Annotated in this window: 18 protein-coding genes; all 18 read right to left on the reverse strand. The window is 72.0% G+C overall.

The features are described from left to right. Positions 1–8: 8 nt before the first annotated feature. The 18 genes from O7629_RS18270 to O7629_RS18355 all read right to left on the reverse strand — a co-directional run bounded on the left by O7629_RS18270 (position 9) and on the right by O7629_RS18355 (position 23,978). A complete protein-coding gene (locus O7629_RS18270) occupies positions 9–860 on the reverse strand; it encodes a sulfotransferase (RefSeq protein ID WP_278170586.1) in 852 nt (283 codons plus the stop codon). Then, the gene (locus tag O7629_RS18275) at positions 857–2,392 is read right to left on the reverse strand and encodes an oligosaccharide flippase family protein (protein WP_278170588.1); all 1,536 of its coding nucleotides are present in this window, start codon (positions 2,390–2,392) and stop codon (positions 857–859) included. The genes O7629_RS18270 and O7629_RS18275 overlap by 4 nt, the downstream gene beginning before the upstream one ends. A 79-nt stretch (positions 2,393–2,471) precedes the next feature. Next, positions 2,472–3,593 carry a Wzz/FepE/Etk N-terminal domain-containing protein gene (locus tag O7629_RS18280; protein ID WP_278170589.1) on the reverse strand — a complete coding sequence of 374 codons (1,122 nt, stop codon included), beginning with the start codon at positions 3,591–3,593 and terminating at the stop codon, positions 2,472–2,474. An 11-nt stretch (positions 3,594–3,604) separates the two neighbouring features. After that, positions 3,605–5,122, reverse strand: coding sequence for an O-antigen ligase family protein (locus tag O7629_RS18285; protein ID WP_278170590.1), 1,518 nt, complete (start codon positions 5,120–5,122; stop codon positions 3,605–3,607). A 226-nt stretch (positions 5,123–5,348) separates the two neighbouring features. Then, positions 5,349–6,602 carry a glycosyltransferase family 4 protein gene (locus tag O7629_RS18290; RefSeq protein ID WP_278170591.1) on the reverse strand — a complete coding sequence of 418 codons (1,254 nt, stop codon included), beginning with the start codon at positions 6,600–6,602 and terminating at the stop codon, positions 5,349–5,351. A 24-nt stretch (positions 6,603–6,626) separates the two neighbouring features. Further along, entirely contained in the window at positions 6,627–7,742 is a 1,116-nt protein-coding gene (locus O7629_RS18295) for a polyprenyl synthetase family protein (RefSeq protein ID WP_278170592.1), read from the reverse strand. After that, entirely contained in the window at positions 7,739–9,166 is a 1,428-nt protein-coding gene (locus O7629_RS18300; RefSeq protein WP_278170593.1) for a nucleotide pyrophosphatase/phosphodiesterase family protein, read from the reverse strand. The genes O7629_RS18295 and O7629_RS18300 overlap by 4 nt, the downstream gene beginning before the upstream one ends. Beyond that, positions 9,163–10,347 (reverse strand): metabolite traffic protein EboE, encoded by a 1,185-nt coding sequence (eboE, locus tag O7629_RS18305; RefSeq protein WP_278170594.1) that lies wholly within the window; start codon positions 10,345–10,347, stop codon positions 9,163–9,165. Before eboE ends, O7629_RS18300 begins: the two co-directional genes overlap by 4 nt. Continuing rightward, complete coding sequence (locus O7629_RS18310) at positions 10,347–11,198, reverse strand: TatD family hydrolase (protein WP_278170595.1); 852 nt, start codon at positions 11,196–11,198, stop codon at positions 10,347–10,349. The genes eboE and O7629_RS18310 overlap by 1 nt, the downstream gene beginning before the upstream one ends. Next, positions 11,199–11,885 carry an EboA domain-containing protein gene (locus tag O7629_RS18315; RefSeq protein WP_278170596.1) on the reverse strand — a complete coding sequence of 229 codons (687 nt, stop codon included), beginning with the start codon at positions 11,883–11,885 and terminating at the stop codon, positions 11,199–11,201. Next, positions 11,882–12,853 (reverse strand): sugar phosphate isomerase/epimerase family protein, encoded by a 972-nt coding sequence (locus tag O7629_RS18320; RefSeq protein WP_278170597.1) that lies wholly within the window; start codon positions 12,851–12,853, stop codon positions 11,882–11,884. Before O7629_RS18320 ends, O7629_RS18315 begins: the two co-directional genes overlap by 4 nt. Beyond that, on the reverse strand, positions 12,850–13,821 hold the full coding sequence (locus tag O7629_RS18325; protein ID WP_278170598.1) for an SCO3242 family prenyltransferase: 972 nt from the start codon (positions 13,819–13,821) through the stop codon (positions 12,850–12,852). Before O7629_RS18325 ends, O7629_RS18320 begins: the two co-directional genes overlap by 4 nt. Next, a complete protein-coding gene (locus O7629_RS18330; RefSeq protein ID WP_278170599.1) occupies positions 13,818–14,990 on the reverse strand; it encodes an inositol-3-phosphate synthase in 1,173 nt (390 codons plus the stop codon). Before O7629_RS18330 ends, O7629_RS18325 begins: the two co-directional genes overlap by 4 nt. A gap of 356 nt (positions 14,991–15,346) precedes the next feature. Next, positions 15,347–18,601 carry a ThuA domain-containing protein gene (locus O7629_RS18335; RefSeq protein ID WP_278170600.1) on the reverse strand — a complete coding sequence of 1,085 codons (3,255 nt, stop codon included), beginning with the start codon at positions 18,599–18,601 and terminating at the stop codon, positions 15,347–15,349. A 294-nt stretch (positions 18,602–18,895) separates the two neighbouring features. Beyond that, positions 18,896–20,116: a Gfo/Idh/MocA family oxidoreductase gene (locus O7629_RS18340; RefSeq protein WP_278170601.1), complete on the reverse strand. Its 1,221-nt coding sequence runs from the start codon at positions 20,114–20,116 to the stop codon at positions 18,896–18,898. A gap of 20 nt (positions 20,117–20,136) precedes the next feature. Next, on the reverse strand, positions 20,137–21,228 hold the full coding sequence (locus O7629_RS18345) for a substrate-binding domain-containing protein (protein WP_278170602.1): 1,092 nt from the start codon (positions 21,226–21,228) through the stop codon (positions 20,137–20,139). A 106-nt stretch (positions 21,229–21,334) separates the two neighbouring features. Continuing rightward, on the reverse strand, positions 21,335–22,414 hold the full coding sequence (locus tag O7629_RS18350) for an ABC transporter permease (protein WP_278170603.1): 1,080 nt from the start codon (positions 22,412–22,414) through the stop codon (positions 21,335–21,337). A gap of 55 nt (positions 22,415–22,469) precedes the next feature. Beyond that, the gene (locus O7629_RS18355) at positions 22,470–23,978 is read right to left on the reverse strand and encodes a sugar ABC transporter ATP-binding protein (RefSeq protein ID WP_278174579.1); all 1,509 of its coding nucleotides are present in this window, start codon (positions 23,976–23,978) and stop codon (positions 22,470–22,472) included. Positions 23,979–23,997 lie beyond the last annotated feature (19 nt).

The following is a 23,997-nucleotide window of genomic DNA, read 5'->3' on the forward strand; positions in this document are numbered from 1 at the left end:
AGCGTCGGTCAACTCCGGGGCGACCAGGTGTGCGGCCAGCCGAGCAGGTCGGCGAGGTCGGCGTTGTACGGGGCGAAATAGCCGCCGAGCTGGGCTCGCAGCGTGTCGGTCAGCTCCCCCGGCCCCCGGTCGGTACGCCGGGTGTGCTGGGCGAACCCCGCCGGTGTGAACGGATCCAGGTCTAGGAAGCGCAGCACCCGGTCGTAGACGCCGGCCGGGTCGGCGTACATGTCCTCACTGCGCAGCACCAGCAGCCGGTCCGCCGGCAGGACGGCGTACCAGCGCCGCAGCTGCTCGGCGTAGCGCCCCCGGGCGAGGTAGGAGTAGTTGCGCAGGGCGGTGTGCGCGGTCGGGCTGTCCGGGCCGTCGCGCAACGCGTCGGCCAGCCGCTGATCTTCGGCGTCGACCGCGTCGGCGAACGACAGCGGTTCGGCACCGTACGAGCGGGTGTGCAGGTAGTGCGAGTAGGCCCGTTCGACCGGGTCGCGCAGCAGGGCGATGCAGCGGGCCTGCGGCAGGCCGGCGGCGACCCGGGCCGGCACGCTCGGGTGAAACAGGTAGTACGGACTGGCCTCGAAGCTGCGGACACCGGCCGGGCGGGCCGGGAAGTGCGCCTGGTACCAGCGTTCGCCACGTCCATGGTGGATGCTGAAGTACTGCAGCTCCTTACCGGTGGCCGGGCGGACCTGCGGATGGGCGGCGAGATAGTGGTGCAACGAGGTGGTACCGCAGCGCTGCCCGCCGATGATCAGGAAGTCCGGCAGGGCGCCGAGCTGGCCGGGGACCATCGTGCGTGCCCAGGCCCGGGCCCCGCGTACCGTGCGGCGCAGTCGGTCGGTGGTTCCCCGGTTGCCGGTCAACGCGTCACCTCCTGCAGATCCGCCGCCGACTCACCGGAACGGCCCTGGCCGGCCGCACCGCCGGGACGGCCGGCCCCGCCGCGCCGGCCACCCCTGCGCAGGGTACGCAGCACCATGATGTCCTCCCGGCTCAGGCCGAGCGCCAGCACCACGCCAACGTAGACGGTCACCACCACCGGCAGCCCGACCAGCAGCTGCTCCGGCCAGCCGGGCAGCAGCAGCCGAATGACCAGCCCGGCGGCCAGCGCGGCCAGCCCGGCACCGAGGCCTTTGATCATGCCCACGGTCACCGGGACCGCCCGGATCAGGGCCCGGACCTGCAACACCCGGGCGACGTTGACCACCGCGAGGGAGATCGCCCAGGCGATCGCCGCGCCGATGATCCCGTACGCCGGGATCAGCCAGAGGTTGAGCAGGATGTTCAGCAGCAGGGCGGCGATGTTGTCGTACATGTTGATCGCCACCCGGCCGGACATGTTCAGCACCGTGCCGCACGGTCCGGTGGCGGCGTTGACCAGCTGCCCGACCGCGAGGACCAGGGTGACCGCCGCCCCGGCGGCGAACCCGCCGCCGAAGACCGTCAGCAGGCTCTCCGGGAAGACCAGCAGCGCCACGAACGCCGGCAGCGACAGTCGCACCACCCAGCCGGTGGCGGCACCGTAGATCCGCCGTACCTCGTCGGCCCGCCCCTGGTGGTGCAGGTACGCCAGGTACGGCCCGAACGCGGCGTTGATCGGCGCCAGCACGAAGATCGCCACGGTGACCAGTCGGGTGGCGACGTTGTAGACGCCGATCTCGTCGTTGGCGAAGAAGCCGAGCATCAGGGTGTCGACCCAGATCAGGCCGGTCGACGACAGCGACGACACCCAGCTGACCGTGGAAAAGCTGAACAGTTGCCGGGGCCGGTAGACGACCGGGCCCGGCGCCACCCGGCGCATCAGCCGGGCCAGCGCGCCGAGGGCCAGCAGCGCGGCCGACCAGCCGGCCACGACCAGCGCCCAGTAGCTGCCGGTGACCCCGACGCCGGTGATCAGGGCCAGCGCGGTGAGCAGCAGCCGGGTGCCGGGCTCGTAGATCTGCCCGATCAAAGTGAACGGCCGCTGGGTGCGCCAGCCCCGGGTGGCGGCGAGCGCCGCCTCGCAGACGGTCAGCGCAGGCAGGGTCAACGCGACCAGGCGCAGCCCGGTGACCAGGCCGGGGTCGTGGAGCGCGGCGGCCAGCGCGGGGGCGGCCAGGGCCAGCGCGATCGCGATCACGGTCGCCGAGCCGGCGGAGATGGCCAGGCCGAGTCGGATGGTGCCGCGGATCGCGGCCGGGTCGTCGTCGGCGAGGTGTACGGCGACGAACCGGGTCAGCCCGGCCCGGAACCCGGACAGCGACAGCAGGCTGAGCAGGGCCAGTACGGCGTAGCACTGGGCGTACTGGCCGACTTCGCTGATCCCGAGGAAGCGGGCCAGCAGCAGCATGACCAGAAAGACCGCGCCCTGGTTGAGGACCGCCCCGACCAGGTTGAGCCCGCCGCCGCGAGCCATGCCGCGAATGTGCTGGTCGCCGGAGTCAGGGGCCGACAAGGTGCCGGCGGCGGGGGCCGGGGGCGGCTCGGCCGTCACGTCACCGCCCCGGGTGCGGTTCGAGCGAGCCGCCCGCGCCGTAGACCCGACCGGCGGTCCGGGACACCTGCCCGACCGGGGTGGCCCGGCCGACCCGGGCAGCCGGGATCTCCCGGGTCTCGTCGCCGCCGGTCGGACCGGGCCCCGGGGGCGGTGTGGGGTCGCCGCTGGGCGACGCCGGTGGTTCGCCGGCCCGGTTGCGGGCGAGCAGCTCCAGCATGGCGACCAGGACCACGGCGAGCAGCAGCCCGGCACCGGCGACCGGCACCGTGGTGTTGACCAGGCTCCTGGTGCGGGACACGGCCCGGACCGCTCCGACGCTGGTCACCTCGGTCGGATCGGCCGCCTGGGCCTGCGCCCGGGCGGCCTGCAGGCCCTGCCGGGCCGAGGAGAGCGCGCTGGTCGCGGCATCCCGCTGGGCGAGCAGCGCCTCGTAGTCGGGCAGCTTCGGGCCGATGGTGTCGAGTCGGCGCTGCCCGGCCTCGATCGCCTCGGTGGCGGCGTCGACGCCCCGGCCGTTGCCGACCGCCTGCATCTGCAGTCGCTGCTGGCGCAGGCTGGCCAACTCGTTCAGCGTCGCCTGGTAGATCTTGTCCGGCTGGGTGACCTCGTTCTCGTCCTCCCAGGCGGTGATCGCGGCGGTCGCCTCGTCGACGTCGGTGCTGGCTGCGGTGACCTGCTCGGTGGCGATCGCGACCTGGGAGGAGAAGAGGAAGGCGAGGGCCCGTTCGGCGGTGGCGGCGAGCACCGGGCTCACCATCGACCGGTCCGCCGACGCGAAGGTGATCTCCATCTGGCTGCTCGCCCCGACCTGGCTGACCACCAGCCCGGACCGCAGCCGGTTGGCGGCGACGCCGGTCTCGGCGGTCACCTCGTCCACGACCCGGGGCGAGGTGGCGGCGGCGCTGAACGCGGCGGCGAACTGGTTGGCCGCCTGGTTGCCGGTGTACTGCTGGGCGGCCGCCCCGCCGACCAGCGCCGGTGCCGCCACGTACGCGGTCGCGGTGTACTGCTGCGGGGCGATCAGCACCAGGGTCGCGGCCGCACCGGCGGCCAGCACCGGCACACCGACCAGCAGCCACAGCCGCCGGCGCGCGATGCGCAGGTAGTCGACGATCTCCACGCTATGGGCTCCTACTCGTACCGAAGTTGTGGTGCCGGGGTGGTCACCGACCCGGTGCCGGCCCGGCCGTGGGTGATGGCGTCCGCGACTCGGCCGTGGGTCGTCGCGCTGGTCGTGCGACCGTGCGCGATGGCGCTGGTCGTCCGGCCGTGCGCGATGGCGCTGGCCGCGGCGGCGAACGCGACGAAGTACCACAGCGTCACCACGTTGGAGATGACGTTGGAGCCGAGGCTGACCGCGATGAACACCACCGCGCAGCCGGCGAAGCCGACCGCGACGCCGCGTTCCAGGCTGTCCGGCGGGGCGCGGCGCAACGCCGTACGGGCGGTGTACAGCAACAGCACCAGCATCGCCAGGTAGGCCAGCAGCCCGGCCAGACCGGTCTCCACGTACGCCCGCAGCAGGTCGTTGTGCGGCTTCTTCGCCTCTGAGGTCTCGTGCTGGGTCATGTTCGGCCCGATCCCGGTGACCGGGTTGCGGTTGGCCAGGGTGACGATCTCCGCCCAGTAGTCGACCCGCCACTGCAGGGTGTTTCCGGTCGGCCCGCCGCCGGTGGGCCGGTCCTCGGCGAGCTGGGCGAACCTGTCCCCGACCGAGGGCAGCAGACTGACTCCGGCGACCGCGACGACCAGCAGGGTGGCGAGCATCCGACCGCTACGGTGCAGCACCGCGACGACGACCAGCCCGAGCGCCGCACCGAGGATCGCCGAACGGGTGTTGGTCAGCATCAGGAAAACCAGGGAAAGCCCGAGCAGTACGGCGAGGACCAACTGGGCGCGCCGGGCCAGGAACCGGTAGATCGCGAACCCGAAGACGATCATGAACATCAGGTACCGGCCGAAGGTGGTCGACTGGCTGAACGGGCCGCTGACCCTGATGAACTGGCCTTTGACCTCGGACGGCACCTGCCCGAATGCGCTGACCAGCACGGTGTAGAGCAGCGCCAGGGCCAGCGAGCCGTAGCAGGCGATCAGGATCCGCCGGACCGCCGCCCGGTCGGGCATCAACTGTTCGAGTACCACGAACATGACCACCACGGTCAGAATCCGCATCGCCTCGAGCAGGCTCGGCGTCGGCCGGTTCGCGCCGAGCGCGCTGACCAGCGCGGTCGCGCCGACCAGCAGCATCGCCCAGCCCAGCGGGGTGCCGCGCAACCGGCCGCTGCGGCGTAACTGGGCGGCGAGCCAGAGCCCGGCGGCGAGCAGGAAGAGCACCGCGACCATGGTCGACGGGTCGCTCAGCCGGGACGCCTGGTCGGTGTCCGCCCGGCCGGCGGTCGGTCCGCTCAGCTTGACCACGTCCAGCAGCGGACGCACGGCGAGCATCAGGATCACGTACCCGGAGAACCGGGTGATGGCCAGCACCCCGACGGCGGCTCCGGCGACGAGGGCGATCGGCAGCACCACGCCGCGCCGGTCACCGGCGGCGAGCGCCAGGCCGGCGGTGACGGCGACGGCCGCAGCGGCGACCGCAGCGAGCACGCTGAGCAGCCGGCCCGCTGGCCGGTACTCCCGCTGTTGTCTGGTCACCGCACGCCGATCCGCTGTTCCGCTTCGCCCGTGGTCCCGCTGCGCCCGTTGTCGGGTCGAGCCGCGCCGCATACCCGGACCGCCGCCGACCCCGGGTCGGGGGCGGGCGGAGGTCGATCTGCCGTCCCGGTGGGCCGGCCCGGCCCACCGCCGTTCGCCGGTGGGCCGGCCTAATCTAGCTGGATCCTCGACGAGGCAGTATGGGCCGACACGCCGGGGCCGGCCATCAGCCGTCCGGTTCGCTGCGGGGCCGGCGGCGGGGCCGGATCAGCTGCGGCTTGCGGGCCGGCAGCAGATCCAGGTACAGCGCTTCCAGTTCGGCGGTGGCCGCGTCCCAGGTGTACTCGGCACCGACCCGGTCACGCAGGGCTTTGGCTCCGGTGCGCTCCGCGTCGGGATCGGCGGCCACCTGGCGCAGCGCGCGGACCAGATCGTCGGCGTCGCCGTCGCGGAAGATCCGGTGACCGGGCCCGTCGGTGGCGAGCACCTCGACGTGCGGGGTGATGTCGCTGGCCACCACCGGCAGACCGTAGGAGGCCGCTTCCAGCAGGGTCAGCGGCAGCCCTTCCAGCCGGGACGGCTGGACGAAACCGGCGGCGTGCGAGTAGAGCTCGGCCAGCAGATCGCCGTACGCGAACCCGGTGAAGACGACCCGGGGGTCGTCGACGGCCTCGGCGCGTACCCGGGCCACGAAGTCGTCGCTGAACGACGATCCGCCGACGATGGCCAACCGCAGATCGGTGTCGACCTGGCGGAAGGCGCGGACCAGCAGATCCGCCGATTTCTCCGGCACGAGACGGCCGACCATCAGCAGGTACCGGCCGGGGGTGAGGCCGAAGCGGGGGCCGATCTGTCGGGCCGGGACCTGGCGTGGGGTGCCGACCCCGTTCGGGATGTAGCTGGCCGAACTGCCGAACCTGGTCTGGTAGTGGTTGGCCAGGCCGCGGGAGACGGCGACCCGGGCGTCGGGCACGTACCCGCTGAGCCAGTGGGCGGTGCCGAGCACCGTCTGGGCGAGCCGGCTCCACTTGGCCCGCTGCTGGTCCAGGCCGTGCACGGTGAGCACCACCTTGCTGCGGGCCAGGTAGCGAGGCAGCGGCGCGACCAGGCCGGGGCCGAGACCGTGGTAATGGACGATGTCCGGCCGGTCACGCATGGCGGCCAGGGTCGAGGTGGTGGAGTGCACGATGGCGTCGAGGTGTTTGCTGGCCACGGTTCGCACCTGGCGCAGCCGTACGCCGCGGTACCGGTCCATCGGCACCGACCCGTAGCTGGGCCGGCAGTACACGGTGACGTCGTGTCCCCGAGCGGCCAGCCGGCTGGCCAGCTCCTCGACGTGGCGTTCGATCCCGCCGTACGTCGCGGGCATCCCCTTCTGGCCGATCATGGCTATCCGCAGCCGCCGGTGCTCCGTTCCCGGTTCGACACCATGCTGGTCGACCGGGTGTGAACCACCGGTCACCTGATGGGGTACGGCCACGATGCCTCCTTGGGGTCCTGCGGGTCAGCTCTGCCGCTCGGCCACCGATTCAGCCAGGGCGGTCAATTCCGTGCGCGTCTCGGGGGTCAACGACGCATCGACGAGAATGGTCACCGCTTCCTGGGTACGAATCCGGATCATCTGCTCGATCGCCTCGAGAGCTCCCGTGTCGACGATGATGCCGCGCAGCTCGTCGGCCCCGGTCGGGTCCAGCTCCGGATTGCCGAACAGCTCTCGCAACCGGGCTGCCTGGCTGCGGTCCGCCAGGTTGCGGGCCTGCGCCATCATCACCGTCGACTTGCCCTCTCGCAGATCGTCGAGCACCGACTTGCCGGTGACCGCCGGGTCGCCGAACACTCCGAGTACGTCGTCCCGGAGCTGGAACGCGTCACCCAGTGGATCACCGAAGGCAGCGTACGCGTCCAGCAGTTCGGGCCCGGCCCCGGCAAGGGCCGCACCGATCTGCAATGGTCGGGTAACTGTGTATCTAGCGGCTTTCATCCGGATTACCGTCAACGCACTGGCCACCGAACCGTCGCCGACGCCGGACACCAGGTCCAGGTACTGCCCGGCGATCACCTCGGTACGCATCCCGGCGAAGACCGCGTAGCCGCGCCGGATCTGCGCGGCGTCGAGCCCGCACTCGTGGAACATCTGGTCCGCCCAGGCGGCGCAGAGGTCCCCGCAGAGCAGCGCCGCGTTGCGCCCGTACCGGCCGGAGTCGCCCCGCCAGGACGAGCGGGTGTGCAGGTCGGCGAAGATCCGGTGCACCGACGGCTCGCCCCGGCGACGGTCGCTTCCGTCCATGATGTCGTCGTGGATCAGCGCGAACGCGTGGAAGATCTCCAGCGCGGCGGCGGCCGCGACGATCTCCCGGCAGTCCGCTCCCCCGGCACCGCGCCACCCCCAGTAGCAGAAGACCGGACGCAGCCGCTTGCCGCCGACCAGGACGAACCGGCGCAGTGTGTCGTACACCCCGCGCGGTGCCCCGTCCGGCCAGTGCGGATCCTGCCGGTCGAGGAACGCCGTCAGTTCGGCGTCGCACCGCTCGCGCAGCGACCAGCCCACCGCACCGGCACCGGCACCGGCCGGGGCGTCCGGACCCGGGCTGTCGCCGGGGCGGGCCGGCGCCACGGTCACCGGGACACCTCAGGCGACGGCGCCTGAGCCGGTGCCGGTGCATCGGCGTCGAGCCCGGCCAATTCCAGCAGCAGCGACTTGACCTCGGTGGCGGCGAACCGGTCCCGGGCCGGCGCCGGGTCCGAGCAGAGCAGCACCGGACCGTCGGCGGGGTCGTCCGGCAGCCGGCCGTGCGATCCGTGTACCGCCCGCGCGCCGGCGTCCAGCCCGACCACGTTCATCGTGTACCGCAGGCCGATCTTCTTGCGGGCCAGGGCGATCGCCGCGCGTGCCTTGGCGGCACCCGGGTTGGTCGGGTCGAACAGCAGCTCCGCCGGGTCGTAGCCGGGCTTGCGGTGAATCTCCACCAACCGGGCGAAGTCCGGCGCGGCGGTGTCGTCGCGCCAGTAGTAGTAGGTGAACCAGGCCTGCGGCTGCGCCACCAGCACCAGCTCACCGGAGCGCGGATGGTCCAGGCCGGCGGCCGCCTTGCCGTCGGCGTCGAGGACCTGCGCCACCCCGGGCAGGCCGGCGCAGAGCTTGGCCACCGTCGCGACGTCGGCCGGATCCCGGACGTACACGTGGGCGATCTGGTGATCGGCGACGGCGAACGCCCGCGACGTCCACGGATCCAGGTACTCCATCCCGGCCTGGGTGTAGACCCGCAGCAGCCCTTCGGCGCGCAGCAGCCGGTTGACGTGCACCGGCTGCGACACGTCGGTGATGCCGTACTCGGACAGCGCCACCACGGTCGCGCCGCGCGCCGCCGCCGCGTCCAGCAGCGGAGCCAGCACCGCGTCGAGTTCGGCCGCCGCCCGCTGCGCGTGCGGGCCGGCGCCACCGTAGCGTTGCAGGTCGTAGTCGAGATGCGGCAGGTACGCCAGGGTCAGATCCGGCGAATGGTCGGCCATGATCTGCCGGGTCGCCTTCGCGATCCACTCCGACGACACCAGCCCGGCACCCGGCCCCCAGTAGTTGAACAGCGGGAACGTGCCGAGCCGACCAGTCAGCTCGTCGTGCAGCTGCGGCGGATCGGTGTAGCAGTCCGGGTCCTTGCGCCCGTCGGCGTGGTAGATCGGCCGGGGGGTGACCGTCCAGTTGACGTCCGCACCCATCGCGTACCACCAGCAGATGTTCGCCACCGTGTAGTCGGGGCGGACCCGGCGCGCGGCCTGCCACAGTTTCTCCCCGCCGACCAGGGCGTTGTGCTGCCGCCAGAGGAACACCTCGCCGAGGTCGCGGAAGTACCAGCCGTTACCGACGATGCCGTGGCCGGACGGCGGCTCACCGGTCAGGAAGGTGGACTGCACCGAGCAGGTGACCGCCGGCAGCACGGTGCCGAGTTCGGCCTGGAAGCCGGTGTCGGCGACCGCCGCCAGCCGGGGCATGTGGCGCAGCAGCCGGGGGGTCAGGCCGACCACGTCGAGCACCAGCAACGGGTTCATGCGGCGGCCTCCGATCCGGCGGCGGTACGGGTGGCGGTGGTACGGGTGCGGGCGCTCATGCCGAGCCCGACCAGTTCGTCGCGGGCCTGGGCCAGCTCGGCGGCGATCCCGGCGGCGAGCTGGTCGGGTCCGGTAGGACGTTGTCCGGCCGGCAGCACCCCCCAGGTGTAGGTCTCCACGTCGAAGTGGTCACAGCCGTCGCCGTCGATGATCGCGGCGAGACCGGCCCGCAGCTGCGGCATCGTCGAGGCCAGCGGCGCGACCGGCGCGGCGTGCAGCGGCACGTGGTAGTGCACCCGCCACGGGCCGGGCAGCCCGGCGTCGAGCGCGGCGTCGAGATCGTCGGTCGCCCCGGCAACCCCGGACCGGGTCTGGTGCAGGAACCGAGGTTCGACGTACCCGGCGATCGCGGACCGGTCCCGCACCGGGTCGGTGACCTCCAACGCGGCCGACACCTGGACCTTGACCACCGGTAGCCCGGCGGACCGCAGCCGACCGACCGCGGCGACCGGCTCCTCCCAGGCACAGGCGAGATGGGCCAGGTCGACGCAGACGCCGAGCCGGTCGGTGTCCACCCGGCCCAGCTGTTCGGCGGCCTGGGCGGTGGTCTCCACGACGCAGCCCGGTTCAGGTTCGAAGCCGACCCGGATCGTCCGACCGGTGTCCCGTTCGACCTCGGCCAGGCCGACGGCCAGCCGGTCCAGCATCCGGGCGCAGGCGTCGGCCCGCTCGGCGTCCCACGGCTCCCGCCAGGCCAGCGGCAGCGTGGAGATGGAGCCGCGCTCGGCGTCGTCGGGCAGCAGGTCGGCGAGGATCCGGGCCAGCGCCAGGGTGTAGTCCAGCCGGCGCGGGTCGGCCCAGTCCGGGTGGTACACGGCGTGTTTGACCACCGGCGCCTGGAACGCCTCGTACGGGAACCCGTTGAGGGTGACCACTTCCAGGCCACGGTCGGTGAGCGCGGTGCGCAGCCGGCGACGGGCGGCCGGGTCGGCGGCGAGCGCGGCGGCGGCCGGCGCGGCCAGCCACAGACCCAGGCCGAGCGGGTCAGCGGCGAGCCGGTCGCGGACCGGCACCGCGTACGTGTCGAGCTGGCCGAGCACTCCGTCGAGGTCCTCGGCCGGGTGCACGTTGGTGCAGTAGCTGAGGTGGACGGTGCGCCGCCGCCGGTCGTGCAGGCGCATCAGCCACCGCCCCGCATGATCGAGCTGCCTTCGAAGGTCGGTGCGGTGGCGGCGACGTCGCTCAGGTCGAGCCGGCCGGACTGGCCGTAGAACTCCACCGGGTTGCGCCACAGCACCCGGTCGACGTCGTCGGCGCTGAATCCGGCGGCCAGCATCGCCTCGCCGGTGGTCCGGGTCAGCAACGGATCGGACCGGCCCCAGTCGGCGGCCGAGTTGACCAGGATCCGCTCCGGGCCGTACTGCTTGAGGATCTCCACCATCCGCGGCGGCGACATCTTGGTCTCCGGATAGATGGAGAAGCCCATCCAGCAGCCGGACTCCTTGACCAGCCCGACCGTCACCTCGTTGAGGTGGTCGACGACGACGCGGCCGGCGTCGATGCCGGACTCGGCGACCACCGCCAGGGTCCGTTCGGTGCCCCGGGCCTTGTCCCGGTGCGGGGTGTGCACCAGGGCCGGCAACTCGTGCGCGCGGGCCAGCGCCAGCTGGGCGGCGAACGCCTCGTCCTCGGCCGGGGTCATCGAGTCGTAGCCGATCTCGCCGACCGCCACCACCCCGTCCTTGACCAGGTAGCGGGGCAGTACGTCGAGCACACCGGCGCAGCGGGGGTCGTTGGCCTCCTTCGGGTTCAGCGCGATCGTGGCGTGGTGCCGGATGCCGAACTGGCTGGCCCGGAACGGCTCCCAGCCGAGCAGCGAGTCGAAGTAGTCGACGAACGAGCCGACGTTGGTGCGCGGCTGGCCGAGCCAGAACGCCGGTTCGACCAGGGCCCGGACCCCGGCGTCGGCCATCGCCTGGTAGTCGTCGGTGGTCCGCGAGGTCATGTGGATGTGCGGGTCGAAGATGCGCATTCACCCCTCCTGTCGGGTGGTGGTGTCCGCTGCGGCGGAGCGCAGCCGCTGCAGCAGGGCGAGCGCGTCGTCCGGCAGGGTCCGGCCGGCGGCGACCCGCTCGTCGTGCAGCCCAGCGAGCATGATCAGCAGTTCGGCGTCGGCGCGGGCGTCGAGGTCGTGCACGGCGGCCAGCGGTACGCCGGTGAAGACGCACTTGAGCACCGCCTGACGCCACGCCGGCTGGTCGAGGTGGCGGGCGTACCGGCCGAGCGCGGCGGCCAGCAGCCGGGTGTCGTTGGTCCGGATCGCGTCGTCGAGCAGCGGCACCGCCCGGTCGCCGACCGGCAGCAGCGGCAGCGCCTTGAGCACCGCCCGACGCTCCGCGGCGTCGCCGTGGTGGTAGCAGTCGGCGACCGCGGCGGCCAACTCCGCTTCGGTGGTGACGGTGGCCAGGTCGACGAGGAGCAGCACCCGGGCGGCCTCGTCGGCCGACCATCCCGGTACGGCAGCCAGCTCGGCCCGGCCGCAGCGGCGGCCCGCGCTGGCGAACAGCATCGGCAGGCTGGCCGGGTCGGTGACGATCCGGCTCCGCGCCTGCGCGAGCCAGTCCGGATCGGGTACGCCGGACAGCGCGGCGGCGAGTCGGCCGGCGACGTCGGCGGGGTCCTCGTGGGGGTCGTCGGCGGGCTGGGCGGGTCGGTTCACGGCTGGCCTCCTTCAGCGACGGTGCGGGCCGAATCCGTACCGGCTGATGCCGTACCGGCCGGTCCCGTGCGGGCCTGGAGTTCGGCGGACCGAAGGAACTCGATGGACCGGGCGGCGACCGCCGGGGCGGCATGCGAATGCCGGGGCAGCTCGACGGCGACCAGGCCCCGGTAACCGGCGGCGTCGAGGGCGGCCAGCACCGGCGGGAAGTCGATCTCCCCGGTGCCGAACTCGAGGTGCTCGTGCACGCCCCGGCGCATGTCGTCGATCTGGACGTTGACCAGGTGCGCGGCCACGTCGGTCACGCACTGCGGCACCGGCACCGGCTCCAGGCAGCGGCAGTGTCCGATGTCGAGAGTGATGCCGAACCGGTCCGGTCGGCCCAGCGCGTCGCGCAGCCGCCACCAGCCGGCGATGTCGGCCACCAGCATCCCGGGCTCGGGTTCGAAGCCGAGGGTGACGCCGGCGGCGTCGGCCGCCTCGACGACCGTCGCGCAGCCGGCGACCAGCCGGTCCCAGGCGATGGCGTCGTCGACGTCGGCCGGGCGCACCCCGGACCAGAAGGAGACCGCCTCCGCGCCCAGGTCGGCGCCGATCGCCACCGCCCGGCGCAGGAAGTCGACCCGACGGGACGCGGTGTCGTGCAGCAGGGTCGGGGCGTGTTTGTGCCACGGGTCGAGCAGGTACCGGGCGCCGGTCTCGACCACGACCGCGAGGTCGAGGTCCCGCAACTGGTCGGCGACCCGGGCCACCTTGCCGGGCAGACCGGCGGCGTACGGGTCGAGGTGATCGTGGTCGAGGGTGAGCGCGACACCCTGGTAGCCGAGGTCGGCGAGCAGCGCCAGCGCGTCACCGAGCCGATGGTTGGCGAAGCCGTTGGTGCCGTACCCGAACCGCAGCCCGGCTGCTGCGGCCGGGCCGGACCCGCCGGTTGCCGGTTCCCGCTCGCCGGCCGGGTCGGCGTTCATGTCGGGGACACCTTGCGGGCCAGCCGCCGACCGATCGGCGCGGCGGCGGAGACGGCGAGCCCGACGGCGGTGGCCAGGCCGGTGCCGGTCGCCGCCGCCCGGGCGGTGAGCGCGCCCTGCAGGGCGGGCAGACCGACGATGCCGGCGCCGACCGCCGCGCGTACCTGCTCGGGCCGGGGGTCGCGGGCGACCGCGGTCTGCGCGGCACCGTATCGGGCGGCGTACCAGCCGGCGAGTCCGGCGGTGACCCCGGCCCGCCACCAGCGGGCGGAGGTGGCCTGGCGGGTCGTCGTGGCACGGACCGCCGTAGCCCGGCCGGTCGGCGTCGCCGCGCGGACCGACATGGCCCGGCCGGCCGCCGGCGCGACGCTGGCCAGTGCGATGGCGGCGGTCCCGGCCAAGGTGGCCGCCGGCAGCCGGGGATCGGCGCCGCTGACCTCGCTGCGGGACAGTTCGGTCACGGTGTAGGTGTGCGCGGCGACGGCCAGCGCGGCAGGCAGCGCGGCCCGGGTCCGGCCGGTGCCGGCCGAGCCGAGCAGGACGTCGAGCCCTCGGCAGGCGGCCATCACCGCCGGGCCGGCCGGGGTGTTCTTGGCCCACAGGTCGTACGCCCAGATGGCGGCGGTCAGCGGCACGCCGACGGCGAGCGCCCGGCGGCCGCCGGTCACGGCGGTGAGCGCCAGGCCGGCGGTGGTCAGCCCGGCGGCGACAGCGAGCGCGGCACCGGGGGTGACCCGGCCGGACGGGATGGGTCGCTGTGGCCGCTCGACCGCGTCGAGCTCCCGGTCGGCCCAGTCGTTGGCGGCCATCCCGGCCCAGTAGAGGCAGACCGACGCGCCGGCCAGTCCGGCGGTACGCGGGCCGAGCCCGCCGGCGGCAGCCGCCCCGGCGACCACGTCACCTGGTACGGACAGCGCTGCCGGTGCCCGGACCAGCTCGGCCAGGTCCGACAGCCGTGGCGGTGTCATGCGGCACCGCCCGGCTCGGCCGTCTGACCGTGCAGGTACCCGGCGAACTCGACCAGGGCGCGCCACTGGTCGCCGAGGGCGTGCGGGCCCGACCCGATCGGGTCCTTGAAGAAGAACGCCAGTTCCGGCAGCGGCCCGGAGCGACCGGCGCGGGCGGCGGCGGCGGTCAGTCGGGCCAGGTCCAGCACCAACGGGGCGGCCAGTGCCGAGTCGCACCCGTGCCAGGTGAACTCCATCCGCATCCCGGTGCCGAGGAAGCCGGAGAAGGTGATCAGATCCCAGGCGGTCTTGAAGTCGCCGATGTCGTCGACGTACTCGATCCGGGTGTGTCCCTGCGGCTGGTAACCGAGGATCTCACCGAGCACCCGCTGTTTGCTGGCCGCCTTGGCCGCGTTGGCCGCCGGCTCGGCCAGGTTGGCCCCGTCGCCGCCACCCAGCAGGTTGCTGCCGGACCAGCTGCGGACCCGCAGGTTACGCAGCGCGAACATGGGGGCCAGCACCGCTTTCACCAGCGTCTCGCCGGTCTTGCCGTCGTGCCCCGCGTACGGTGCCCCCCGCTGCCGGGCGAGCTCGTCGAGGGCCGGCAACCGGGCCCCCACCGACGGGGTGAAATCGACGTAGCCGCAGCCGGCGCCGAGCGCGGCGTACGCCACCAACGCGCTCGGCGGCAGCACCGGCGCGCCGCTGGGCGCCTCGGTGAGCGCGGCTGCGAGCGCGGCGAGGTCGTCGTGTGCCGGATGCGGCGGCGGCGCCGGTTCAGTGGTCGAGACGTTGACCACCACCACCTGGTCGAGGTCGTGCCGGCGGCGGAAAGCGACCAGGTCCGCCGCGATCGCCGCCGCGGTCTCGGCCTGGGTGGCCCCGGCCGGCAGCGGACGCAACTGCGGTTCCAGGCCGGCCAGCTCGGTGTGCAGCGCGGCGACCAGCCGCCCCGGGACCACACCGGCGCTGGCCAACGCGTCGGCCTTCTTCACCAGGGGCGTCGCGGCGATGTCGTGTCCGCCGAAAACGAGATCGGCGAAGCTGGGCAGGGCCGGGCCGCGCAGCGGCGGTAGTTCGGTGACGCAGCCGGTGGTGTCGGCCAGGCCGGCGCGCACGGCCAGCGCGCCGACGATGCTGGTGACCGCGACCGAGCCACGCGCCCCGATCAGCCAGACTCCGGTACGCATTCGTGCCTCCAAACGCCCGCCGCTGGCGGTGGTCGTACTGCTGCCGGTTGTCGCCTTGCCGGTCTGGCAAGGCCCCGTCCGTCCGGGCGCGCCAGGGTGGCACCACCGTCGACGGCGCCGAGGTCGGCGTCAACGACGCCGTCGTTGGGCCCGGTCGACCGGACGGACGGGGCTGTGGCAGGCAGGGACGTTCGGCGTTCGGCCCTGCCTCCCCCGATTCGGTTGTCCCCGGCCGGGTCACCCCGGCCGTGGTCCTGCTGGTCGGTCCCGCCGGGGCGGACGGTACGCCCGCCCCGGCGGTCACCGGTTGTCGTCCGTGGGCCGGTGGCCGGCCGGCCACCGGCCCACGGACCGGGTCAGCTCGCCGGAACGAACTGCACCCAGTTGAGGTTGAACAGGTTGAACGTTGCTCCGCCTTCGACGGTTCGGAAGACCAGGTACAGCTGGTGGGTGCCGGCCGGGTGGTCGACCGCCACGTCGGTGCTGGCCCAGTCGTTGGAGCCGGTGGTGGCGGTCAGCGTGGTGCTGGCCACCAGCGGTCCGTCCGGCGCGTCGACCCGCAGCTCCACGGCGGCCCGCGGGGTGCCCGCGGTCGACGAGGAGCCACCGGCGTGGCGCAGTGTCACCGTGTCGATCCCGCCGAGGTTGATCGGGTCGAACGCGATGTAGTCGCCCTCGTTGATGCCGGAGACGTGCTGGCCGCCGCCGGTGTCCGAGGTGTTGGAGATCGACACGCCCTGCTGGATCGGGGCGAACTCGGCCTGCTGCTGGTAGAGCTGGATGGTGGCCTGGCCGATCGTGGTCAGCGCCGGCTGGCCGCCGCCGCCCAGGTCGGTGTAGCTGGCGCTGATCCCGCCGAACAGGTAGCTGCCGGCGTGGTCGGCCCCGTCGGCCGGGGTCGGCAGGTTACCGGTGCACCCGGTGGTGGTGGTCTGCGGATGGCCGTGCTCGTCGTGGCCGAGCACGAAGCTGACCTCTACCCGCTCACAGTCGATGGCGCCGTCCTCGGGGTCGGTGACGGTGACGGTGTACGGCACCGAGTCGCCCCAGTTGAAGAAGGAACCGGACAGCGGGGCGGTGACCTCCACCGTCGGTGCGGTGTTGCCGACCGTGATGGTCCGACTCAACGTCGCCTGCTTGCCGTTGGAGTCGGTCACCGTCAGCTGGGCGTAGTAGACGCCGTTGCTGGTGTAGGTGTACGACGGGTTGGCCTCGGTGGAGTCGGTTGTGCCGTCCCCGTCGAAGTCCCAGGCGATGTCGATGCTGGCGCCCGGCTCCGGGGTGTTGGTGCCCTCGCTGGAGAACTGCACGGTCAGCGGGGCCTGGCCGGAGGTGGGCGACGCGTCGAGTTCGGCGACCGGTCCACGGGTGCCCTTGACGTACCGGATCTGGTAAAGCGACGCGTCCGGGTTTGGCCGGAAGAAGCCGTCACCGTAGTCCAGCACGTAGAGGGTGCCGTCCGGGCCGATCTCCATGTCCATCGGGTTGTCGAAGGTGAAGGTGGACAGGAACCGCTCGACGCCGAACAGCTTGCCGCTGCCGTTGGTCCGCATGGTGAACATCCGGTCCCGGCTGAACTCACCGAAGAAGACGGCGTCGTGGAAGTACTGCGGCAGCTTGTAGTCCGACTCCAGCGACTCGTCGAACTTGTAGATCGGCCCGCCCATCGGGCCGACGCCACCGGTGCCGACGACCGGCCACTGGAAGTCGCAGGTGCCGGCCGGGTCGACCAGGTAGCTGTCCCGGCAGGTGGTGGTGGCGTTGAACGTGTACCAGAACTGCGGCTGCTCGACCGGCGGCAACAGGCTGCGACCGGTGTTGCGGGGCGAGTCGTTGATCGGCGCCGCGCAGTTGAACGGCTCACCCGAGGTCTGCGTCTCGAAGTCGTAGTCGATGTACGGCAGGGTCGGCGAGTAGCAGTACGGCCAGCCGTAGTTGCCGGCCCGCTTGGCGGCGAACCACCGTCCGGTGCCCTCCGGCCCGCGGGTCGCGCTCGGGTTGCGCGAGTCCGGCGAGTAGTCGCCGATGTAGACCCAGCCGCGCTCGTCGACGTCGAACCGGAAGGGGTTACGCAGACCCATCAGGAAGATCTCCGGGCGGGTCTGGTCGTCGAGGTCCTGCGACTCGGGGAACAGGTTGCCGGCCGGGATGGCGTAGCTGCCGTCCGGCTTGACCCGGATGCGCAGCACCTTGCCGCGCAGGTCGTTGGTGTTGGCCGAGGAACGGGCGGCGTCGTAGGCCGGGCCACGGGTCAGCGAGCGGTTGATCGGCGTGTAACCGTCCGAGCCGCTGGCGTTGGTGTCGTCGCCGGTGACCAGGTAGAGCAGGCCCTTGCCGTCGAACTTGACTTCACCGGCGACGTGGCAGCAGGCACCCCGGTCGGTGCCGACCTTGAGGATCTCCTGCTCGGTCGACAGGTCCAGGTGCGGGGTCGGCTCCTCGACGAACTTGACCCGGGACAGCAGGTTATAGCCCTTGAACGCCTCCCAGACGCTGGGGTCCTCGCTGTTGGCCGGCGCGTCGCCCTCGTTGACGCCCGGGGTGGCCGGGTCGTCGACCGGGGTGTCCAGCGGCGGCGCGTAGTAGAGGTAGACCCACTTGTTCTCGGCGAAGTTAGGGTCGAGGGTGACCGACTGCAGGCCGTCCTCGTCGTGCTGGTAGACGTCGATGTTGCTGATGACCGGGCTGGCGCCGCTGGCCGGGTCGTAGAGCCGGACCTCTCCGCTGCGGGTGTTGTGCAGCACCCGGCCGTCGGGCAGCACGGCGAGGCTCATCGGTTCACCGGGCTGGTCGTTGAGGACCACCCGCTCGTAGTTGGACTCGACGGTCGCGCCGCAGTCGCCCTCGGCGACGCCGGCGGCCCACTGGATGCCGCCGAGCAGGTGCTTGCGGAACGCGCCGATGGTGAACGTCTCCGGGGCGGAGCCGAGACCGGTGTACCAGGAGCGGCCGCCCTGGTAGTCCTGGCACCAGGAGACCGGGTGGTCGTAGCCCATGCTGCTGTCGCTGACCGTGTCGGTGTCGACGGTGGCCAGCACGTGCTGGATGCCGCGGACGTTCTCCGCGAAGTTGAGGTAGTTCTCGTCGATGGTCAGCTGGCGGGGGACGGTGCTGGTCGACGGGTGGTAGCGGTCCGCGACGTCGATCACGCCCGCGCCGCTGGCGGTGGTGCCGGTCGAGGTGGTGCCGACCAGGTCACGGTAGAACGCCCAGTCCGGTTCGGCGTCGACGGCGGCGTGCACGCCGATGTACCCGTTGCCGGCCTTGACGTAGTTCTCGAACGCCTCCTGCTGCGCGTCGTCGAGCACGTCGCCGTTGTTGTTCAGGAAGACCACGGCGGCGTAGTTCGCCAGGTTCTCCTCGGTGAACACGGTTCCGTTGCGGGACACGTCGACGGTGAACCCGTTGTTCCTGCCGAGGCTGCGGACCGCGTTGACACCCTTGGCGGTCGAGGGGTGGGCTACTCCCTCGGTGCTGGTGAAGACCAGCACCTGGTAGTTCTCGTCGTGTTCGTGGCCATCGTGGGCGACCGCTGGCGCGGTGGTGATCATGGGTGCGGCGAGTGCCGCGCCCGCGGCGACGGCAAGCCATCGCCGGGCGGATCTGCTCATCAGTCGTTCCTCCGGGGGTTGGGGAGGCTAGCGCCTCACCGTGGGCACTGATTCCGTTGTGTACGGCCAGTTACGGTTGGTGCCTCACCCCTGGCGCGGTGCCACGTCCGCCAGAGTCTCTTCTGGTACGCCCTGCTGGCCGTCCGGCGTGACCGGGGAATCCCGATCCGGTCACGCCGGACGAGCCGTCCTCGTACCCGCGGATCACCCGGCGCGGGGCGCAACCGCGCCGGGCGACCCTCGCCCACGGGACGAGGAGTCTCGGTTCCAGGCGTCTCGACGAGGTCGAGCCGCTCAGGCCGGTGCCGTGGGCTTCGCCGAGTCCACGGTGACCCATTCGCCGAGCTCGGCCGACTGCTCCACCGCGGCCAGCGCCTGCTGGACCTGGAGGGCGTCGTCGAAGGACGGTGTCGGGTCGTCTCCGGCCGCCAGCGCCGCGACGAAGTCACGTGCCTGGTGGGTGAAGGAGTGCTCGTACCCGATGCCGTGGCCGGGCGGCCACCAGGCGGACAGGTACGGGTGCTCCGGTTCGGTCACGATGATGCGGGTGAAGCCCTGCTCGGCCGCGGGCCGGGTGGCGTCGAAGAACTCCAGCTCGTTCATCCGCTCGAAGTCGAACGCGACCGACCCGAGCGAGCCGTTGATCTCGATCCGCAACCCGTTCTTGCGTCCGGTGGCGAAGCGGGTCGCCTCGTAGTTGGCCACCGCCCCGCCGTCGAGCCGGGCCATGAACAGCGCGGCGTCGTCGACGGTGACCTCGCCGGTGGCTGGTTCGGCGCCGTCTGCGGACCCGCCGCCGGCCGCAGCGGTCAACCCGCTGGAACCGGCCGGCAGCGGCCGCCGCTTGACGAACGTCTCGGTCAGCCCGCTCACCTGGGCGATCCGTTGGCCCGTGACGAACTGGGTGGCGTCGATGATGTGCGCACCGATGTCACCCAGCGCCCCGGAACCCGCCTTGTCCTTTTGCAACCGCCAGACCAGTGGAAAGTCCGGATCGAGGATCCAGTCCTGCAGGTACACCGCCCGCACGTGCCGGATCGTTCCGATCCGGCCGTCGGCGACGAGTTGACGCATCAACGTCACCGCCGGCACCCGCCGGTAGTTGAACCCGCACATCGACCGGACGCCGCTGGCCCGGGCGGCCCGGGCCGCGTCGGCCATCTGCTGCGCCTCGGCCACGGTGTTGGCCAGTGGCTTTTCGCACAGCACGTGCTTGCCGGCTGCGAGTGCCGCGATGGCGATCTCGGCGTGGCTGTCACCCGGCGTACAGATGTCGACCACGTCGATGTCATCCCGAGCGATCAGCGCCCGCCAGTCGGTGGTGTGCGACTCCCAGCCGAGTCGGTCGGCGGCCTCGGCCACCTTGGACTCGTCCCGGCCGCACACTGCGGTCATCCGGACCCGCGCCGGCAGATCGTAGACCCGGTTCACGGTTCGCCAGGCCTGCGAGTGCGCGGCGCCCATGAACGCGTAGCCGACCATGCCGACCCGCAGTTCGTTGTGTTCAGCGGACAAGGTAAGCCTCCCCGAAAAGGTCAGAACCCGAGCGGCAGGTACTCGCTCGCGTTCTCCTTGGTGATGGTCTCCGAGGCCAGGATGATCTCCTTGGGCACCTGCAGCTCGACCAGATCGGACATGCCCCGGCCCTGCGCGATCAGGCGGGCGAGCGAGATCGCCGAGGAGGCCATCGACGGGCTGTAGGTGACGGTCGCCTTCAGCACGCTGTCGTCGGCCTGGATCGCCTCCATCGCCGCCCGCGAACCGGCGCCACCGACCATGATGAACTCCGACCGGTTGGCCTGGCTGATCGCGGCCAGTACCCCGATGCCCTGGTCGTCATCGTGGTTCCAGATGGCGTCGATCTTCGGCAGGGCCTGCAGCAGGTTGGCCGCCTCGCGCTGGCCGGAGTCCGCGGTGAACTCGGCCGCCCGCCGGTTGGCGATGGTGAAGCCGTGCACCTCGAGGGCGTCCTTGAAACCGGCGGACCGCTCCTGGGTCAGCTCCAACGCGTCGATCCCGGCGATCTCGGCGATCACCGGGTTGGCGATGCCCTTCTCCTGCATCTGGGCGGCGATGAAGTTGCCCGCCGACACGCCCATGCCGTAGTTGTCGCCCTTGATCTGGGTACGGTAGGCGAGCGCCTGGGTGAACGCCCGGTCCAGGTTGACCACCGGGATGCCGGCCTCCATGGCCTGCAGGCCGCTGGCGGTCAGCTCGGCTCCGTCGTGCGGCAGCATCACGATGACGTCCGGGCTCTGCGAGATCAGGGTGTCCAGCGCGGCCCGTTGAGCGGCGGCGTCGGCGCCCGCCTCGACGGTGAGGAACTCCACGTCCGAGTACGCCTCGGCCTGGGCCCGGGCGTTGTTGGTGATCGCCGCGAGCCAGCCGTGGTCGGCCGCCGGGGCGGAGAAGCCGATGGTGACGGTCTCACCGGGCTCGGAGTTGGGGTTGCCCTGGTTGGCGGCCTGCGTCTGGGTGTTGGTCGGGGCGGCTTCGTTGCTGGTGCACGCGCTCAGCAGTACACCGGCACCGACTGCGGCACCACCGGCGAGCAGCCGACGGCGGGACATGTCACCGGCGGCGGCGCCGCGCGCGCCGAACAGTGTCCGACGGGAGAAAGCGGTCATGACGACCTCCTGGATCGCAATGGCGAGGGGTTATCGGGGTGTGCGGGGCCTGGCGACCGTCGGAGTCGACGGCCACCGGGCGGTGGATGGGTGTGTCAGGTGGGACTCAGGCGGTTCTTCGGTTGAAGAGCTGGCTGAGGGAGTTGAACCGGAACTGCTGGATGAGAACGGCCACCACGATGATCCCGCCCTTGATCATGTTCTGGGATTCGGTGGAGAGTCCGTTGATGGCGAACAGGTTGGTGATGGTGGAGAAGACCAGCACCCCGAACAGGGCGCCGATGATGGTGCCGCGACCGCCGGTGAGCAGCGTGCCGCCGATGATCGCCGCGGCGATCGCGTCAAGCTCGTACAGGTTTGCCATGGCTGCCTGGGCCGAGTTGGCCTGCGCGGTCAGCATGATCGCGCCGATGCCGCAGCACAGCCCGGACAGGCCGTAGATGAGCAGCGTGTGCCACCGGACGTTGATCCCGGCGAGTCGGGCCGCTTCGGCGTTGCCGCCGATGGCGACGGTGCGTCGGCCGAAGGTGGTGCGGTTGAGCAGCACCCAGCCGGCGGCGACCACCGCGGCGAGGATGACGACCAGCAACGGGATTCCGAGGATCCGCTGGGTGGCCATTCCGTTGATCACCGACGAGGTGGAGACCTGGGTCTGCTTGCCGGAGATGAGCGCGGCCAACCCTCGCGCGGCCACCATCATCGCCAGGGTGGCGATGAACGGCACCAGCCGGCCGTACGAGATCAGCACTCCGTTGACCAGCCCGACGCACATCCCGACCACGACGGCGGTGAAGATCATGCCGCCGGGGCCGAAACTCTGGGTCGCCACCGTGGTGGCCCATACCCCGGCCAGCGCCATGATCGCGCCGACCGACAGGTCGATGCCGCCGGCGATGATCACGAATGTCATGCCGACGGTGACCACGCCGATCGCGGAGGCCTGCTGCAAGATGGTGAAGATGTTGTTGCGGACCCAGGTCGGGTCGCTGTATAGGTCGGGCCGGGTGGCGGCACCGATGATGACCAGAATGACGAGGACGCCGACCAGCCACAGGTTGCGTCGGGCATACTCGCTGGCGTCGGAACGCCACCAGCTCTGCCGGGGTGGTTCGTCCGCGCCGTGCGCCGGCGGCGCTGCCGGCTTCTCCTTACCGGGTACGGTCGCCGTGGCCTCTTCCGCGGTCACAGTCCTACTCCTTCGTTTACCGGCTGGCCGCTGGCCAACCGGTCGGGTCGCCCGGTCACGCCGCGGCACTTTCCTTCGCCGACCCCGACATGACGAGGTCGAGCACGGTCTCCTCATCGATCTCACCGGCCGGGGCCTGGTGGACGACGCGTCCTTCCCGCATCACCAGCACCCGGTCGGCCAGCCCCAGTACCTCGGGCACCTCGCTGGAGACCAGCAGGACGCCCACGCCCTGCGCGGCGAGGTCGTGGATCACCTGGTACAGCTCGGCCCGGGCACCGACGTCGACGCCCCGGGTCGGCTCGTCGAGCAGCAGCAGCCGGGTGTCACCGAGCAGCCACCGGCCGACCACCACCTTCTGCTGGTTGCCGCCGGAGAGCTGGCGCACCGGACGGTGCACACCCCGGGGACGCAGCTCCAGCGAGCCGGCCACCCGTTCGGCGGCGCTGACCTCTCGGCCGGCGTCGGTGAACCCGGCCCGGGCGAGGCGACCGAAGGTGGCCAGCGTGATGTTCCGGAAGATCGGTTCACCCAGCAGCAGCGCCTGGCTCTTGCGTTCCTCCGGCGCCATGCCCATGCCGGCCCGCACTGCGGCACCGACGCTGCCGGCCCGTACCGGTTTGCCGGCCATCGTGACCCTGCCGGTGTCGGCGGTCCGGGCTCCGAAGATCGTCTCCAGCAGTTCCGAACGACCGGCACCGACCAGACCGGCGATGCCGACGATCTCCCCCCGCGCGACGGTAAGTGAGACGTCGCTGAACTCCCCCGCGCGGCTGAGCCGGGACACCTCCAGTAGCTGCTCCCCGTGCGGGTTGGGCTCCCGCTGTGGGAACACGTACTCGATCGACCGGCCGGTCATCCGGCTGACCAGTTCCTTGGTCGGGGTGGTCTGCGCCGACAGGTTCTGCGCGGTGGTCCGGCCGTCCTTGAGTACGGTGACCCGGTCACCGATCTCGCGGATCTCCTCCAACCGGTGCGAAATGTAGATGACCGCGATGCCCTGAGCGGTCAGTTCGCGAATGATCCGGAACAGGTTCTCGACCTCGTCGTGGGCGAGCACCGCGCTCGGCTCGTCCATGATGATCAGCTTGGCCTGGTGGGACAGTGCCCGGGCCATGCTGACCACCTGCTTGCCGGCCGCCGGCAGCGACCGGACCAGCCCGCGGGGTCGGATCTCGGCGTGGCCGAGTCGGCCCAGGATGTCGCGGGTGCGCCGGGCCATCGCCGCCCGACGGACGAAGCCCGCGGTCCGCGGCTCGTGGCCGAGGAAGGCGTTCTCCGCCACGGAGAGGTCGTCGACCAGGTCGAGTTCCTGGTAGATGGTGGCGATGCCGGCCCTCATCGCGGCCTGCGGATTGGCGAACCGGACCGGTCGGCCCTGCCATTCGACCCGCCCGGAGTCGGGGCGGTGCACGCCGGCCAGCACCTTGATCAGGGTCGACTTGCCGGCCCCGTTCTGGCCGAGCAGGCAGTGCACCTCCCCGGCGCGCACCTCGAGCTGCACCCCGTCCAGCGCGCGTACCCCGGGGAAGGTCTTCACGACGTCGGTCAGCCGCAGCACCACGTCGCCGCCGGCAGCCACG

It is taken from the genome of Solwaraspora sp. WMMD792, from assembly GCF_029626105.1.
Lineage (GTDB): Bacteria > Actinomycetota > Actinomycetes > Mycobacteriales > Micromonosporaceae > Micromonospora_E.